Here is a 15,410-nt window from a genome sequence, read left to right as displayed (position 1 = left end):
CCCTAGGGCTGAAAAAAGCGTAAACATCAGGCGCGAATAACCAGCCCATGCTTCTTCGACCCCAGCGACAGCGGGATGGCCTCATCGGCGGGCAGGATGGTCAGATGCGGGTCGCGCACCACTTCGCCGTTCAGCTTGACCGCGCCTTCCTCCAGCTTGCGCCGCGCTTCCTTGTTCGACGCGGCAAAGCCCAGTTCGCGCAGCGCGGCGAGCACGCCAATGCCCTCGGCGGGGGCGGCGACTTGCGGCAAATCGCCGCCAATCTGCCCCTTTTCAAAGGTTTGCGCGGCGGTCTCGGCTGCCGTCCGCGCGGCTTCCTCGCCCCGGCACAGGGCGGTCGCGGCGTCGGCCAGCACTTTCTTGGCCTCGTTGATCTCGGCACCTTCCAGCGCTTCCAGCCGCGCAATCTCGTCCAGCGGCAGGTCGGTGAACAGGCGCAGGAATTTGCCGACGTCGCGGTCGTCGCAATTGCGCCAATATTGCCAATAGTCAAAATGGGACAGTTGAGCGGGGTTTAACCACACCGCGCCCGATGCCGTCTTGCCCATCTTCGTCCCCGCCGCGGTGGTCAGCAGCGGGGTGGTCAGCCCGTAAAGCTCGGCACCGTCCATGCGGCGGCCCAGCTCCATGCCATTGACGATGTTGCCCCATTGGTCGGACCCGCCCATTTGCAAGCGCACGCCCATTTCGCGCGACAAATGGCGGAAATCATACCCCTGCAGGATCATGTAATTAAATTCGAGGAAGGTCATCGGCTGCTCGCGGTCCAACCGCAGCTTCACCGAATCAAAGGTCATCATCCGGTTGATGGTGAAATGGGTGCCGACTTCCTGCAGCAGCTGGATATAGCCCAGCTCGCCCAGCCAGTCCTGATTATCGACCATCACCGCATCGGTCGGCCCGTCGCCAAAGGTCAGGAAACGCTGAAAAATGCTGAAGATCGACGCGATATTCGCCTTGATCGTCTCGTCCGACAGCATCTTGCGGCTCTCGTCGCGCCCCGTGGGGTCGCCGATCCGCGTCGTGCCGCCGCCCATCAGCACGATGGGCTTGTGTCCAGCCTGTTGCAGGCGGCGCAGCATCATGATCTGAACCAGGCTGCCGATATGAAGGCTGGGCGCAGTCGCGTCAAAGCCGATATAGCCGGGCACGATCTGCTTCGCGGCCAGGGCATCCAGTCCTTCCGCGTCGGTCATCTGGTGGATATAGCCACGCTCATCGAGCAGGCGAAGCATGTCGGATTGGTATTGGGTCATATCAGCCTCTTTGAAAGCGGAGGGGCGCTTAGCACGGGGTTTGGAATTTGGGTAGTATTCGCGCCGAATTGATCTGCCATCCCGATACCCCGGCGCGCGCCGTGCGGGCGGTGGAGGCAGAGGTCTCGCTGTCGTTCGAGGATGGCTTTGCGCTCGCCTTTCATGTCACCGGCGCGATGGATGCGCTGCTACTGCCGGAAAAGGGCGGCGATCGGGTCATCGCCGACAATGCCACCGACGGGCTATGGCAAAGCAGCTGTTTCGAGATTTTCCTGACCGAAGAGGATGCGCCCGACTATACCGAATTCAACTATGCCCCCGATGGCCGCTGGGCCTGTTACCAGTTCGACGATTATCGCTCGCTCTTGCACGAGGATGACCTCGCCCCCTGGTCGATGCGCGTCGAACGTCACCCGGACCGCTTCAGCCTGCATGTCGAACCCGGCATTTTCCCCGAACGCGGGACCCGGATCGGGCTGTCGGCGGTGATCGAGGAAAGGGACGGCACCAAAAGCTATTGGGCGCTGCGCCACCCACCCGGAAAGCCCGATTTTCATCATCCCGATTGCTTTCATCTGGTGCTTGGGGCACCCGACGCAGCATGACAGTGAAATTCGGTATCGACCGCATGCTCGCCGACCCTGCGCTCCGCCAGCCGCTGGAGGGCCAGCGCGTCGCCCTGCTCGCCCATCCCGCCTCGATGACGGCGGATCTGGCCCACAGCCTCGATGCGCTGATCGCGGCGGGGGTGAATATCACCGCCGTCTTCGGCCCGCAGCATGGTGTGCGCGGCGATCTCCAGGACAATATGATGGAGTCGCCCGATTTCACCGACCCCTTCTATGGCATCCCCTGTTTCAGCCTCTATGGCGAAGTGCGCCGCCCGACCGATGCGTCGATGCAGAGTTTCGACGTGCTGCTCGTCGATCTTCAGGATCTTGGCTGCCGCATCTACACCTATGTGACGACCTTGCTCTATGTGCTCGAAGCCGCCGCCAGCCATGGCAAGGCGGTGTGGGTGCTCGACCGTCCGAACCCCGCCGGGCGCCCGGTTGAGGGCAATTTGCTGCGTCCGGGCTGGGAAAGCTTCGTCGGCGCCGGGCCGATGGTGATGCGCCACGGGCTGACCATGGGCGAAATGGGCCGCTGGTTCCTGCGCCATTTCGGCCTCGACGTCGATTATCGCGTTATTGAAATGGAGGGGTGGGACCCCGAAGGCGCCGGCTTTGGCTGGCCGTCCTCGCGCGTCTGGATCAACCCCAGCCCCAACGCCCCCAATGTCAATATGGCGCGCGCCTATGCGGGGACGGTGATGGTCGAAGGCGCAACGTTAAGCGAAGGGCGCGGCACCACCCGCCCGCTGGAACTCTTCGGCGCGCCCGATGTGGACGCGCGCGCGGTAATTGCCGAAATGCAGCGGCTCGCGCCCGACTGGCTGGCGGGGTGCAAATTGCGCGATTGCTGGTTCGAACCCACTTTTCACAAGCATGTCGGGCGGCTCAACAGCGGTGTGCACATCCATGCCGAGGGACCGCATTATGATCACCGCGCCTTTCGCCCTTGGCGCGTGCAGGCGCTGGGTTTCAAGGCGATCCGCACCCTTTACCCCGACTATCCGCTCTGGCGCGGGCTCGATTTCAAATATGAATATACCAATGATGTGCTCGCCATCGACGTGATCAACGGCGGGCCAATGCTGCGGGAATGGGTCGATGATATGGGCGCGGCGCCCGGCGACCTCGACGCCTTCGCCCGCCCCGACGAGGCGGCGTGGCAGGACCAGACCGCCGACCTGCTGCTCTATCCATAACGCCTTTGGTGCGGCAGGGCAGGGGCGCCGCCGCGCCCGCGCGGCAACCTGCCGACCCCAAAATGGCGCCCTGAAACATTCAACTTCCGTATAGGCATTTGATAATTAATAATAATTATCAAAAGCGCTGCCTTCCCGTGCAAGCTCACGTGCACCTTTGCCACCTTCCACCCCTTCTTTGATCCCCCTTGGCCGCTGGACAATGCTGACCAGCACAAAGGAGATGATCATCAGCAGATACCAGCTCCCCAGCTTCTCGATCCCGACCATCTCCCACCCGTTCGCCTGATTGGGATAGGTCCAGGCGCGCGCAAAAGTGCCGATATTCTCGGCAAACCAGATAAACAACGCCACCAGCCCCCAGCCGACGAGCAAGGGCATGCGCCGATGCACATGCAGCGGCCGGAACCACACCTGACAGCGCCAGAAGAGCAGCGCGGTCGCGGCAAAGAGCAGCCAGCGAATGTCATAGGTCCAGTGATGGGCAAAAAAGTTGACATAAATCGCCCCCGCCAGCGCAAAGCTGGCCCAGCGCGGCGGATAATGGGTGTAGCGAAAATCGAAGATACGCCACACCCGCGCGATATAGCTGCCGACCGAGGCGTACATGAACCCCGAAAACAGCGGCACCGCGCCGATATGCAGCAGACTCGCCTCGGGATATTGCCACGACCCCGCCGCCGTCTTGAACAGCTCCATCACCGTGCCGACGACATGGAAAATCAGGATGACCAGTGCCTCCTTCGGCGTCTCCAGCCGAAAGGCAAGCATGCCGATCTGGATCAGCACCGCCCCGATCGTGATCGCGTCATAACGATGGATAGGCGCATTTTCGGGCCACCAGAAATGGGTCGCGAGCAGCAGCGCGAGCATCAATCCGCCGAACAGGCAGGCCCAGCCCTGCTTGAAGCCGAACACCAGAAATTCGAGGAACCACCCACGCGGCCCCGGCGCCACCGCCATCGCCTCCAGCCGCGTACGAACCGCATAAAAGCGGCTATGCCGGGGCAGGGGAGGAAACTCAGACATGGACCGCCACCAGCGCGATCAGCATGGCGGCGGGAAGCAGCAGCAATTGCGCCAATATGGTGCCGGCCAGCCGGCTCAGAGAGATCAGCATGATCGCCCGCCGGAAATCGCCTTCGCCGACGCTGCCGTGCACCGCATCGTCGGTCATCACTGACAATTGCGGGTCGATGAAGGCGAACAGCAATATGGTGGCAAAGCCGTTGATCAGCGCCGAAAGCTGCGAGGCGGTGACGCGAAATTCGGGCGCCAGATATCCGGCATAAAGCGACGCGACGACCCCGACCGCCAGCAGCGACTGGGCCAGGCAATTGGCGACCAATATGCCCCAGCCCATTCCCGGCGGCATCGTCCAGCGCCGCAAATGCGACAGCCGCGGCCAGCGCAGCGAACGCCGCACTGTGGCCAGTCCGCCGGGGCTGACGGCCTTGACCGCGAGCCGGGTCGTCGAGCGATGATCCTGATACCAGTCGATGGCAGCCGCAAAGAGGCGCTGGCCCGTCGGCACCAGCAGAATCCCGATCAAAGTCGCCACGCTCGCGGCGGCGAGAACCATCTGCATGTCGAGGAACAGCGTCGCCCCCGTGCCATCATGTATCCGCGTCTCGATCCGCTTGGCAAGAAAGGGGCCGAGGAAGCTGTTCGACGTCCGCGAAAAGAGCAGCAGGATGTTGAACAGCGCAAAAGACATGGCAATCCGCCCCGTCCGCACCCCCGCAATCCGCGCCGCATAGGCCAGCGCGCCAATGAGGTTGATAAAGCCGGTGAGCAGCAAGATGGTGAGAAGAGGCAGGTCGAACATGGAGCGTCCACTACAGCGGGCCCAAAGCCAGGCTCGTTGGCATCGCGCCTCACGCGACAGACAGGGGATTAGCCAATCGGCGCAGGGCCGTCACCGCCAAAGTGATGCCGGGGATCAATGTTTGCGCGTCAGCTCGCGCATCGCATCATCCAGCCCGGCCAGCGTCAGCGGATACATGCGGTCGTTCATCAACTGTTTGATCAGCTTCACCGACTGGGTATAGCCCCAATGCGCCTCGGGCACCGGATTGAGCCATACGGCCGCCGGATAGACATGGGTGATGCGCTGGAGCCAGACTGCGCCCGCTTCCTCGTTGAAATGCTCGACGCTGCCGCCCGGGTGGGTGATTTCATAGGCGCTCATCGACGCATCGCCGACGAAAATCACCTTATAGTCATGGCCATATTTGTGGAGGATATCCCACATGGGCGTCCGGTCGGACCAGCGGCGATGATTATCCTTCCACACCCCTTCATAGGGGCAGTTGTGGAAATAGAAGAATTCCAGATTCTTGAATTCGCTCGTCGCGGCGCTGAACAATTCCTCGCACAGCTTGATGAACGGGTCCATCGACCCGCCGACGTCGAGGAACAGCAGCAGCTTGACCGCATTGCGCCGCTCGGGGCGCATCTTGATGTCGAGCCAGCCTTGCCGCGCGGTGCCGTCGATCGTACCCTCGATATCCAGCTCGTCCGCCGCGCCCTCGCGCGCAAATTTGCGCAGACGGCGCAGCGCGATCTTGATATTGCGGGTGCCGAGTTCCTTCGTATTGTCGAGATTCTGGAACTCGCGCTTTTCCCAGACCTTCAGTGCGCGCTTGTGCTTGCTCTCGCCGCCGATCCGTACCCCTTCGGGATTATAGCCGGAGTTGCCATAAGGGCTGGTTCCGCCGGTACCGATCCATTTATTGCCGCCCTGGTGGCGCTTTTGCTGTTCTTCGAGCCGTTTTTTCAACGTCTCCATAATCTCGTCCCAGTCGCCGAGTGACTTGATCCCCTCCATCTCCTCGGGCGTGAGATACTTTTCGGCGACCGCCTTCAGCCATTCTTCGGGGACATCGACGGGGTTCTGGCCATAATCGGTCAGAATCCCCTTGAAGACCTTGTTGAACACCTGATCGAAGCGGTCGAGCAGGCCTTCATCCTTCACGTAAATGGCGCGGGAGAGATAGTAGAATTGCTCGGGGCTGCGGTCGATCACTTCGCGGTCGAGCGCTTCGAGCAGCATCAGATGCTCTTTCAGGCTCGCCGGAATGCCGGCGGCGCGCAGTTCGTCGAGAAAACCCAAAAGCATGGGTCCTGACTATCCCGTCGCGGCGCCCCGCGCAATCACTTTACGTAAACGGAAAGCGCCGCGCCGCGACGGGTGGCTGGAAAGGGGGAAGGAGGGACTTGCTATCTTCGTTGGCGAGCAAAGGAGACAAAGAAAAGGGCGGCCATCCTTTTGGACGCCGCCCTTCTATCTTTTATGGCGCCTGCCGATCAGGCTTCGGCCATATCCTCGTCATACTGCTCGACGGGGCCCGAATCTTGGCCCTTCGCATCGATGTCGCGGTCGACAAATTCGATGATCGCAATCGGCGCTGCGTCCGATGCACGAATGCCGGCCTTGATGACGCGCGTATAACCGCCGTTGCGGTCCTTGTAACGCTCGGCCAGCACATCGAACAGCTTCTTGAGCTGTGTGTCGTCCATCAGGCGGCTTTGCGCCAGGCGGCGATTGGCAAGGCCGCCGCGCTTGGCGAGCGTGACCAGCTTTTCGACATAGGGGCGCAGTTCCTTCGCCTTGGCGACGGTCGTCGTGATCTGCTCATGCTTGATGAGCGAAGCCGACATGTTGCGAAACATTGCCGTACGATGCGCGCTCGTGCGCTGCAGCTTCCGGCCACCCGATTTATGACGCATAGTATATTCCTTCGTTTGTCAGAGGGGCCGTTTGACGGAACCCCAAGCCAGGCCCACTTGCGGGGGAGCCCATTCCCGTTTGATCCTCCAGCAAGCGGGGAGGGTTTTTAACCCAGCAGCTCCTGTTCGAGCTTCTTGGCCATTTCCTCGATATTTTCCGGCGGCCAGCCGGGGATATCCATGCCAAGGCGCAGTCCCATGGACGAGAGCACTTCCTTGATCTCATTCAGCGACTTGCGACCGAAGTTCGGCGTGCGAAGCATTTCGGCTTCGGTCTTTTGGACCAGATCGCCAATATAGATGATATTGTCGTTCTTCAGGCAGTTCGCGCTGCGGACCGACAATTCCAGTTCGTCCACCTTCTTGAGGAGGAAGCGGTTGAGCTGGTTGGCGTCGGACTCGTCGCTCGACTGGCTGGGTGCCGCCATGCCGATCAGGCCGCTGTCGTTCATCGCTTCTTCGAAGTGGACGAACACCTGCAACTGGTCCTGAAGGATGCGCGCGGCATAGGCAACGGCATCTTCCGGCGTGACCGTGCCATCGGTTTCGACAGTCAGGTTCAGCTTGTCATAGTCAAGCTCCTGCCCGATGCGGGCATTGTCGACCTTATAGGCGACCTGACGGACCGGTGAATAGAGCGAGTCGACCGGGATCAGGCCGATCGGCGCATCAGCCGGGCGGTTGGCGGTCGCGGGGACATAGCCCTTGCCCGTATCGGCAACGAGTTCCATGTTCAGCGTCGCACCATCGTCGAGGTGGCAGATAACATGGTTCGGGTTCATCACCTTGATGTCGCCCGAAACCATGATATCGCCCGCCTTGACGGTCGCAGGGCCCGTAGCCGAAAGCTGAAGCCGCTTGGGGCCTTCGCCTTCCATCTTGAGCGCGATCTGCTTCACGTTAAGGACGATGTCGGTAACATCTTCCCGGACGCCGGCAAGGCTGCTGAATTCATGCAGCACATTTTCGATCTTGATCGAGGTAATCGCCGCACCCTGGAGCGACGAAAGGAGAACGCGGCGCAGCGCGTTGCCCAGCGTCAGGCCAAAACCGCGTTCCAGCGGCTCGGCGACGAAGGTAGCCTTGCGCTTGCCGTCGCTGCCAGCCTTGATTTCCAGGTTGCTGGGCTTCTTCAATTCCTGCCAGTTCCGGATATTGACAGTCATAGACTTCCCTTTGCTGATGGCGGGACGGGTCGGGGTCGGTCGGCCGGTCCAGCGTGAAATAGTATAACGGCGCGGCGGCGCGCTGGCCGCCGATCCGAAAACGTCAGACGCGGCGGCGTTTGGCCGGGCGGACGCCATTGTGCGGGATCGGCGTCACGTCGCGGATCGACGTAATGTGAAACCCGACCGCCTGCAGCGCGCGCAGAGCCGATTCACGGCCCGCGCCGGGGCCCTTGACTTCAACTTCCAGCGTGCGGACGCCATGTTCGGCGGCCTTCTTGCCGGCGTCTTCCGCGCAGACCTGCGCGGCATAGGGCGTCGATTTGCGGCTGCCCTTGAAGCCCATCATGCCGGCGCTCGACCAGGCAATGGCATTGCCCTGCGCGTCGGTGATGGTGATCATCGTGTTGTTGAAGGTGGCGTTGACGTGGGCGACACCCGACGAGATATTCTTGCGTTCGCGCCGACGAAGGCGCTGCGGTTCACGAGCCATGTTGAATTCCTAAACCTGTAATCCTGAAACGGCCGATGGTGCCATGGTAAGGCGGCCTCCGGCATAGAAATAAGCAGCATCGCCCTTGCGGGCGACGGCGGATCTTATTTCTTCTTGCCGGCGATCGGCTTCGCTTTGCCCTTGCGGGTGCGCGCATTGGTGTGCGTACGCTGGCCGCGAACCGGCAGGCCCTTGCGGTGGCGCAGGCCGCGATAGCAGGCGAGGTCCATCAGGCGCTTGATGTTCATCGCGGTGTTGCGGCGCAGGTCGCCTTCCACCGTGTGATCAGCGTCGAGGGTTTCACGGATCTGGAGGACTTCGGCGTCGCTGAGGTCCTGAATACGGCGGCTGTGGTCGATGCCCAACTTGTCGGCAATGTCGACGGCGGTCTTGCGGCCGATGCCGTGGATGTAGGTGAGCGCGATGATTACGCGCTTGTTGGTGGGCAGATTGACGCCCGCGATACGTGCCATTGGTAACTTTCTCCTGCTCCACAGGGCGCGCTGGCAACGGCCCCATCTCAAAGCGTCTGATTATCCAACGCAAAAAACGGACCACGAATGCGCCAGGCGCGCTTCGCCGTCCGGTCATGTTGTCGGAATAGGGTGGCGGTTAGGGCGAGTCGGCCCGAATGTCAAGCGCAACCGGGCTTTTTCGGCGCTGGGGGGGCGCAGGCCGCTGCGTCTCAGCGCGCGGCTGAAAGCGTCACTGCCCGGTCGTGCAGGCGCTCGACCACGGCGGCGTGAATGGCGGGCGCGCAGGCGATAACGCCAAAGGCCTGTGCACGCGGCGTGTTAAAGGCGAGCGGCGCGCCAAAGGCGTCGGTGACCGTCGCTCCTGCCTCGGCGGCGATCAGGGCTGCGGCGGCGACGTCCCATTCATAGCCCCAGCGCAGCGTGGCGACCAGATCGGCACGATCATCGGCAACCAGCGCCATCCGCAGCGCGATGCTGTTCGGTTTGGTCACCATGACCAGATCGCGATCGACCTTGGGCAGGCTGTCGGCGGGAACGCGCGCGCCGCTGAACTGTTGCCGCGTGCTGGCGTGCAGCGTTTCGCCGTTGAGGCTCGCGCCCTGGCCGCGCTGTGCGACCCAAAGCTCGTCCAGAGCGGGCGCATAGAGGACGCCGATTTCGGGTTCCCCATCCAGCACCAGCGCGACCGAAACCGCCCAGCCGGGCCGCCCGCGGATGAAATCGCGCGTGCCGTCGATAGGGTCGACGCACCACATGGCACGGCGCGACAGCCGCTCCTTGCTGTCGGCGGTTTCTTCCGAGAGCCAGCCCGCATCGGGCACGATGGCGCCCAGAACGGCTTTCAGCCGCGCATCGACCGCCAGGTCGACGTCGCTGACGGGATTATTATGCGATTTGTCCCAGACATTGACTGCCTTTCCCTCACCGCGCCAGCGCGCGATCGCCATGTCGCCAACCTCGCGCGTCGCGGCGATCACGGCCTCCAGGTTGCGGGCAGGCGTCAAGGCGCTGCGCTTTTAGCTGCTCGCGACGGTCATGCCGTCGATCCGCAAAGTGGGAACATTGGTGCCGTGCCGGAATTCCAAGTCATCGGCCGGGATTAGCGCGGCGAACATGTCGATCAGATTGCCCGCCACCGTAAATTCGGCAACTGGCCCGGCAATCGCGCCATCCTCAATCAGAAAACCCGATGCGCCCCGGCTATAATCGCCGGTGACCGGGTTGACGCCCTGGCCGATCAGTTCGGTGACCAGAACGCCGCGCTTGATATCGGCCATCAAGGCTTCGCGGGTGACGCTGCCCGGGGCAAGGTGCAGGTTCGATGCACTGACCCCCGATGCGCCGCCACCGCGACTGGCGTGGCCGGTCGGTTGAAGACCAAGCTGCTTGGCCGATGCTGTGTCGAGCAACCAGCCGCTGATTCTGCCATTCATAACGATGTCGCGTGCCGCTGTTGGCAGGCCTTCGCCATCGAAGGCGCGGCTGCGAAGTCCACGCGGACGGTGAGGCTCATCGCGGATTACGATGCTACTGTCGAACAGCGGCTGATCTTCCTTGCCCAGCAGAAAGCTCGTGCCGCGCGCCACTGCGGGCCCGGCTATGGCGCTCAGCAAATGGCCGACGATGCTGCTGCCGACGCGCGGATCCAAAATCACCGGAACCTTGCCGCCCGGCGCTTTGCCCGGGTTGAGCCGCGCCACCGCGCGCATCCCTGCGCGGGCGCCGATTTCATCCGCGTTTTCCAGATCGGCTAGATGATGCGCGCTGTGCCAGCCATAGTCGCGCTGCATGGCAGCGCCTTCGCCCGCGATTACGCTCGCCGACAGGCTGTGCCCACTCGATCCATAGCCTCCTGCAAAGCCATGGCTCGTGACAAGTGCGAAACGGGTGCGGCTATGGCTCGCGCTGCCGCCTTCACTATTGGTGACACCGTCGATGGCGCGCGCGGCCTCCTCGGCTGCCAGTGCGGCTTCGCGCAAAGCCTGCGGGTCCGCTTCGCTACCATCATCAAGGTCGAGGTCCGGTGCCTCGCCCTTGAACAACAGGTCGGCGGGCGCGAGGCCGGCATAAATATCTTCGGGCGCTTCACGCGCCATGGCGACGCAGCGGTCTACCAGCTTGGCGAGTTCGCCCTCGTCCATATCTCCGGTGGAGACACTTGCGCTGCGCTGTCCGACAAAGACACGCAGCGAGATATCCTGGCTTTCTGATCGCTCGACATCTTCCAATTGACCCAGTCTCATCGATACCGATGTAGCGGCATTGCAATAGTAAAGCGCGTCGGCGGCGTCGGCGCCAGCTTTGGTCGCGGCGTCGCACATCAATTGCGCGCGGTCGAGGGCTTCGGATACGCTCAGCATGGCCGCGCCCTATACGTGGCGGCGCGCAGCGTCAAAATCTAACTTGTCCGATCAGTTGTCAGCCGACGATCGCGGCGATGGCATCGGTGGCTGCAAGCGCGCCGCTGACCCACAAGAAGGGCAGGGTCAAGGCAACTACCCACAGGCGGCGGACATCGCGACGGAACCGCGCATGCAGTCCCCAGCTTGCCAGCGCTTCGCGGCTTAGCCGATACCAGCGGCGTTCAAATTTGCGGGTGATGGGAATCGCCAGCGCCAGCAGAACCGCCAGCGCGATAAAGATGAGCGCTGTTGGCGCGCCCTTGTCCACTGCGCTCAGGACAAGCCAGATTTGCAAGCCTGCAAAAGCAAGCAGTGCCATCGCCGCATGAACGGTCATTCGTCGGCCAAGACTTCGCGCCGGCGGTACGCTGGCGGTTGCGCGGTTCCAAAGACGCGGCTCGAACGTCGTAGCCATTAAACCCTCCCCGGCGGGCGAATCCCGAGAAATGCGAGAATTGCTATACAATCCGGCATGTCAAGGGGGTGATGCGTCAATTCGCTTAATTATTGGTTGCTTTAGGTCCGGATTCGATTCGAAAATGCTGGCTGACATCGAAATTGGGACGGAATCGGGCCGGGTTTCCCTTGAGCGGCCCCCGCCAGGGGTCCCGTGGGAGCGCGGGCGAAGGTCATTTGCGAATCGCGATCAAGCCTGTTCGTTGTTGTTCCATCCCTCTGGTCGGGAACGCCGCTGGTCGAAGCGGGCAGGGCGTTGGTCGAAACATTGGGGTCGGAAAGCGCTGGCTTCGCCGTCTAGGAAAATAGCTGACCATTTAAAACGGGGACCTTCAATGCGCTATCTCACCTTGCTTGCCGCTCTGGCGCTGCCGCTTGCGCCTGCTCTTGCCGCCGAAGAGGGAGGAGGCGCGGTCGAGCCAAAGCCCGCCGCGCTCGTGGCCGACGGGGTCCCTGCGGTGCCCGCTGATCTTGCGGCGGCGACAGGCCCCTATCTGGAAAATCGCGGCGCGGGCTTTTCAGGCTGGCATCCCAGCGACCGGTCGATGCTGATTTCCACCCGCTTTGCCAACACGGCGCAAGTTCACCGCGTCGCCGCCCCGATGGGCGCCCGTCAGCAACTTACCTTCGAAGCCGAACCGGTTCGCGGGGCAAGCTGGGCGCCCAAGCGTGCCGATATCATGCTCGTGCAAAAGGATATCGGCGGGAATGAATTCTACCAGATTTACGCACTCAAAAACGGAAAGCTCGAGCTGCTGACCGACGGCAAAAGCCGCAACAGCCTGTCGGCCTGGAGCAAGGACGGCGAACTTGTCGCTTACAGCTCCACCCGCCGCAATGGCCGCGACACCGACCTTTATGTCATGGACCCGCGCGATCCCGCGTCCGCGCGCATGGTGGCACAGGTAGAGGGCGGGGGCTGGTATCTTGCCGATTTCGCCCCCGACAAGAGCTGGGCGCTCGTTGGCCAATATGTCTCGGTTCAAAAGAGCAATCTTTACCGGCTCGACCTTGCAAGCGGGGCGATGACCCCGATTGGTGATCATTCGAAAATCATCTCGCTGGGCGGCGCGACCATTGCGCCGGACGGCACGATCTGGGTGACCAGTGACGAGGGCAGCGATTTTCAGCGGCTGGGAACGCTCGACCTCGCCAGCGGAGCCTTCACTCCGCGCGGCCCGACGGAACAATGGGATGTCGACAATTTCGACATTGCCGAAGACGGCAGCTTCATCGCCTATGTGGTCAACGAAGCGGGGATGAGCAAGCTGCGCCTCTTTGATCCCAAGAGCGGCGGGGTTCGCACCGTCGATACCTTGCCTGCCGGAATTATCGGGGGCTTGGAAATCGCGCCGTGGGGCGATGTTGGGATCAGCTTTACCTCGGCGCGGAGCGCTGCCGATGCCTATAGCGTCAATCCGCAAACGCTGGCCGTCACCCGCTGGACTGCGAGTGAGACGGGCGGGCTGGATGTCAGCGGCAATGTCGAGCCGGAACTCGTCAAGGTGAAAAGCTTTGACGGGCTGGAAGTCTCGGGTTTTCTTTATCGTCCGGATCCGGCCAAATTTCCTGGCAAGCGCCCGCTGATCATGAACGTGCATGGCGGCCCCGAAGGCCAGTCGCGTCCTGGTTTCCAGGGCCGCAACAATTATCTCCTCAACGAATTGGGTGTCGCGCTTTTCTATCCCAATGTTCGCGGCTCAACGGGCTACGGCAAAACCTTCGTCAGCCTCGACAATGGTCCCTTCAAGCGGGAGGATAGCGTCAAGGATATGGGTGCCTTCCTCACCTATCTTGCCAAGGACAAAAGCCTTGACGCTTCGCGCTTTGGCCTGACCGGGGGCAGCTATGGCGGCTATATGTGTTACGCTGCCGCTATTCACTATGCCGACAAGCTGCGCGCCAATCTGTGCGTCGTCGCCATTTCCAATTTCGTGACGTTCCTCGAAAATACGCAGGATTATCGGCGCGACTTGCGCCGCGTCGAATATGGCGATGAACGTGTGCCCGAGCAGCGTGCAAAGCTGATGGAAATTTCCCCGCTCACCCGCGCTGGCGAAATCCGCAAACCCCTGTTTGTCGTCACTGGCGCCAATGATCCGCGTGTCCCGGCATCAGAGGCCGATCAAATTGTCGACAAAGTCCGTGCCAATGGCGGAACCGCCTGGCATCTGATCGGCACGAACGAGGGCCATGGCTTCGCCAAAAAGGAAAACGCCGACTATGCCTTCTGGACCTCGCTCTTGTTCTGGAAAGATCATCTGCTGAACTGAGGAAAGAATTGACTGGCGGGGAAGGCGGCGGCGTTCAGGCCGCGTTTCCCGTCTCGCCCCTTCCTTCGTCCAGCCAGCGGCGACGAATTTCATCGCTATCCTGCCCCACGGTCAGCGGGGCAGGGCGGCGTACCTGGCCTGGCGTTTCCGACAATTTGGGAAACACCCCCTGCATTGTCACCTCGCCAAATTCGGCGTCGGGAACGGTAATCAGCGCCTCGCGCGCCGCAAAATGGGGATCGGCCATCATATCCTCGGCGTCATAGACGCGGCCTGCCGGAACGCTGGCGGCGATCATCTGCGCTTCCAGTTCGGCAATCGTCAGCGTGCGCGTCCATTCGCCGATCAATGCGTCGAGCTCCTCCTGCCGCTCGCCCCGCGCGCGGTGGGTGGCATAGCGGGGATCGCTTGTCAGCTCGGGCCGCCCCATTGCTGCCGCCAGCCTTGCGAAAACGCCGTCCTGATTGGCGCCGATCAAATATTCGCCATCGCGGCACGGATAGACGTTGGACGGCGCAATGGCGGGCAGGGTCGATCCGGTACGGCGACGCTTTGTGCCGCTCGCCGAATAGTCAGAAATGGTCGATTCCATGACCTGCAGAACGGCTTCATAGAGGGCGGAATCGACGATCTGCCCTTTTCCCGTGCGACTGCGATGATGCAGCGCCGCAAGCGCGCCCATACAGCCATAGGTGGCGGCGAGCGTGTCGCCGATCGAGACGCCCATGCGGGCCGGTGGGCGGTCTGGATAGCCAACGATGCCGCGCCATCCTCCCATCGCTTCGCCAATGCCGCCAAAGCCTGCCCGCCCGGAATAAGGACCGGTCTGACCATAGCCCGATACCCGCACGACGATCAGCCCGGGGTTGGCGGCCATCAGGTCGGCGGGGGCAAGGTTCCATTTTTCCAGCGTCCCGGGCCGGAAATTCTCGATGAGGATATCAGCCTCCGCGATCAGGTCGCGGGCAAGCTGTTGCCCTTCGGCGGACCGCAGATCGGCGGCGACCGAATATTTGTTGCGCGCGATCACCCGCCACCAGCTCGGTTTCTCGCCCTGGCCCCAATGGCGCATCTGGTCTCCGCTTTCGGGCGGCTCCAGCTTGACAACCTCGGCGCCCATATCGCCTAAAAGCTGGCCGCAAAAGGGTCCGGCAATCAATTGTCCCATTTCGACGACCCGGATGCCATCCAATGCCCCCTTGGCGCCAACTTGCTGCGTCATCTCATTCCCTTCATACGGATGCCGTAAAGGCCGCGCTCCACGCCCCATTGCGCTGGCCTTGATATACTTAGAATACTATGTATTTATCAACCCACATTGCCACTTAATTGAAAGCAGGCGGATC

Annotated in this window: 15 protein-coding genes; 3 read left to right on the top strand and 12 right to left on the bottom strand. The window is 62.0% G+C overall.

Translation table 11 applies throughout. The features are described from left to right. Window positions 1-26 precede the first annotated feature (26 nt). A complete protein-coding gene (tyrS, locus tag JV18_RS0106080) occupies window positions 27-1,256 on the bottom strand; it encodes a tyrosine--tRNA ligase (RefSeq protein ID WP_033073817.1) in 1,230 nt (409 codons plus the stop codon). A gap of 47 nt (window positions 1,257-1,303) precedes the next feature. On the opposite strand from tyrS, the gene JV18_RS0106075 reads away from it, so the two are divergent. Further along, on the top strand, window positions 1,304-1,861 hold the full coding sequence (locus JV18_RS0106075; protein ID WP_033073816.1) for a DOMON-like domain-containing protein: 558 nt from the start codon (window positions 1,304-1,306) through the stop codon (window positions 1,859-1,861). Then, window positions 1,858-3,066, top strand: a complete 1,209-nt coding sequence (locus JV18_RS0106070; RefSeq protein WP_235302910.1) for an exo-beta-N-acetylmuramidase NamZ family protein — start codon at window positions 1,858-1,860, stop codon at window positions 3,064-3,066. The genes JV18_RS0106075 and JV18_RS0106070 overlap by 4 nt, the downstream gene beginning before the upstream one ends. A 105-nt stretch (window positions 3,067-3,171) precedes the next feature. Here JV18_RS0106070 and JV18_RS0106065 read toward each other — a convergent pair whose 3' ends face one another. The 10 genes from JV18_RS0106065 to JV18_RS0106020 all read right to left on the bottom strand — a co-directional run bounded on the left by JV18_RS0106065 (window position 3,172) and on the right by JV18_RS0106020 (window position 11,672). Beyond that, on the bottom strand, window positions 3,172-4,095 hold the full coding sequence (locus JV18_RS0106065) for a DUF817 domain-containing protein (protein WP_052071767.1): 924 nt from the start codon (window positions 4,093-4,095) through the stop codon (window positions 3,172-3,174). After that, window positions 4,088-4,894: a lipid II flippase Amj family protein gene (locus JV18_RS0106060; protein ID WP_033073814.1), complete on the bottom strand. Its 807-nt coding sequence runs from the start codon at window positions 4,892-4,894 to the stop codon at window positions 4,088-4,090. Before JV18_RS0106060 ends, JV18_RS0106065 begins: the two co-directional genes overlap by 8 nt. A 114-nt stretch (window positions 4,895-5,008) precedes the next feature. Next, window positions 5,009-6,187, bottom strand: a complete 1,179-nt coding sequence (locus JV18_RS0106055; RefSeq protein ID WP_033073813.1) for a vWA domain-containing protein — start codon at window positions 6,185-6,187, stop codon at window positions 5,009-5,011. Between the two features lie 188 nt (window positions 6,188-6,375). Then, the gene (gene rplQ, locus JV18_RS0106050; protein ID WP_033073812.1) at window positions 6,376-6,798 is read right to left on the bottom strand and encodes a 50S ribosomal protein L17; all 423 of its coding nucleotides are present in this window, start codon (window positions 6,796-6,798) and stop codon (window positions 6,376-6,378) included. A gap of 107 nt (window positions 6,799-6,905) precedes the next feature. Then, window positions 6,906-7,964 (bottom strand): DNA-directed RNA polymerase subunit alpha, encoded by a 1,059-nt coding sequence (locus JV18_RS0106045; RefSeq protein WP_033073811.1) that lies wholly within the window; start codon window positions 7,962-7,964, stop codon window positions 6,906-6,908. A gap of 103 nt (window positions 7,965-8,067) precedes the next feature. Beyond that, window positions 8,068-8,457: a 30S ribosomal protein S11 gene (gene rpsK, locus JV18_RS0106040; RefSeq protein WP_003040416.1), complete on the bottom strand. Its 390-nt coding sequence runs from the start codon at window positions 8,455-8,457 to the stop codon at window positions 8,068-8,070. A gap of 104 nt (window positions 8,458-8,561) precedes the next feature. Next, window positions 8,562-8,930, bottom strand: a complete 369-nt coding sequence (gene rpsM, locus JV18_RS0106035; RefSeq protein WP_033073810.1) for a 30S ribosomal protein S13 — start codon at window positions 8,928-8,930, stop codon at window positions 8,562-8,564. A gap of 212 nt (window positions 8,931-9,142) precedes the next feature. Then, entirely contained in the window at window positions 9,143-9,937 is a 795-nt protein-coding gene (locus tag JV18_RS0106030; RefSeq protein WP_033073809.1) for an inositol monophosphatase family protein, read from the bottom strand. Window positions 9,938-9,949: 12 nt separating this feature from the next. Next, window positions 9,950-11,293, bottom strand: a complete 1,344-nt coding sequence (locus tag JV18_RS0106025; protein ID WP_033073808.1) for a TldD/PmbA family protein — start codon at window positions 11,291-11,293, stop codon at window positions 9,950-9,952. A gap of 58 nt (window positions 11,294-11,351) precedes the next feature. Then, window positions 11,352-11,672 carry a hypothetical protein gene (locus JV18_RS0106020; protein ID WP_235302908.1) on the bottom strand — a complete coding sequence of 107 codons (321 nt, stop codon included), beginning with the start codon at window positions 11,670-11,672 and terminating at the stop codon, window positions 11,352-11,354. Between the two features lie 454 nt (window positions 11,673-12,126). Here JV18_RS0106020 and JV18_RS0106015 point away from each other — a divergent pair, with 454 nt between their 5' ends. Further along, window positions 12,127-14,064, top strand: a complete 1,938-nt coding sequence (locus tag JV18_RS0106015; protein ID WP_033073806.1) for a S9 family peptidase — start codon at window positions 12,127-12,129, stop codon at window positions 14,062-14,064. 34 nt (window positions 14,065-14,098) lie between these two features. Here the strand turns inward: JV18_RS0106015 and JV18_RS0106010 are convergent, their stop codons facing one another. Beyond that, window positions 14,099-15,286 carry a CaiB/BaiF CoA transferase family protein gene (locus JV18_RS0106010; protein ID WP_081944702.1) on the bottom strand — a complete coding sequence of 396 codons (1,188 nt, stop codon included), beginning with the start codon at window positions 15,284-15,286 and terminating at the stop codon, window positions 14,099-14,101. Window positions 15,287-15,410 lie beyond the last annotated feature (124 nt).

Origin of the sequence: Sphingopyxis sp. MWB1, from assembly GCF_000763945.1 — a bacterium.
GTDB lineage: Bacteria > Pseudomonadota > Alphaproteobacteria > Sphingomonadales > Sphingomonadaceae > Sphingopyxis.
The sequence above is the reverse complement of the archived record's forward strand: the minus strand, read 5'-3'. Positions and strand labels throughout refer to the sequence as shown.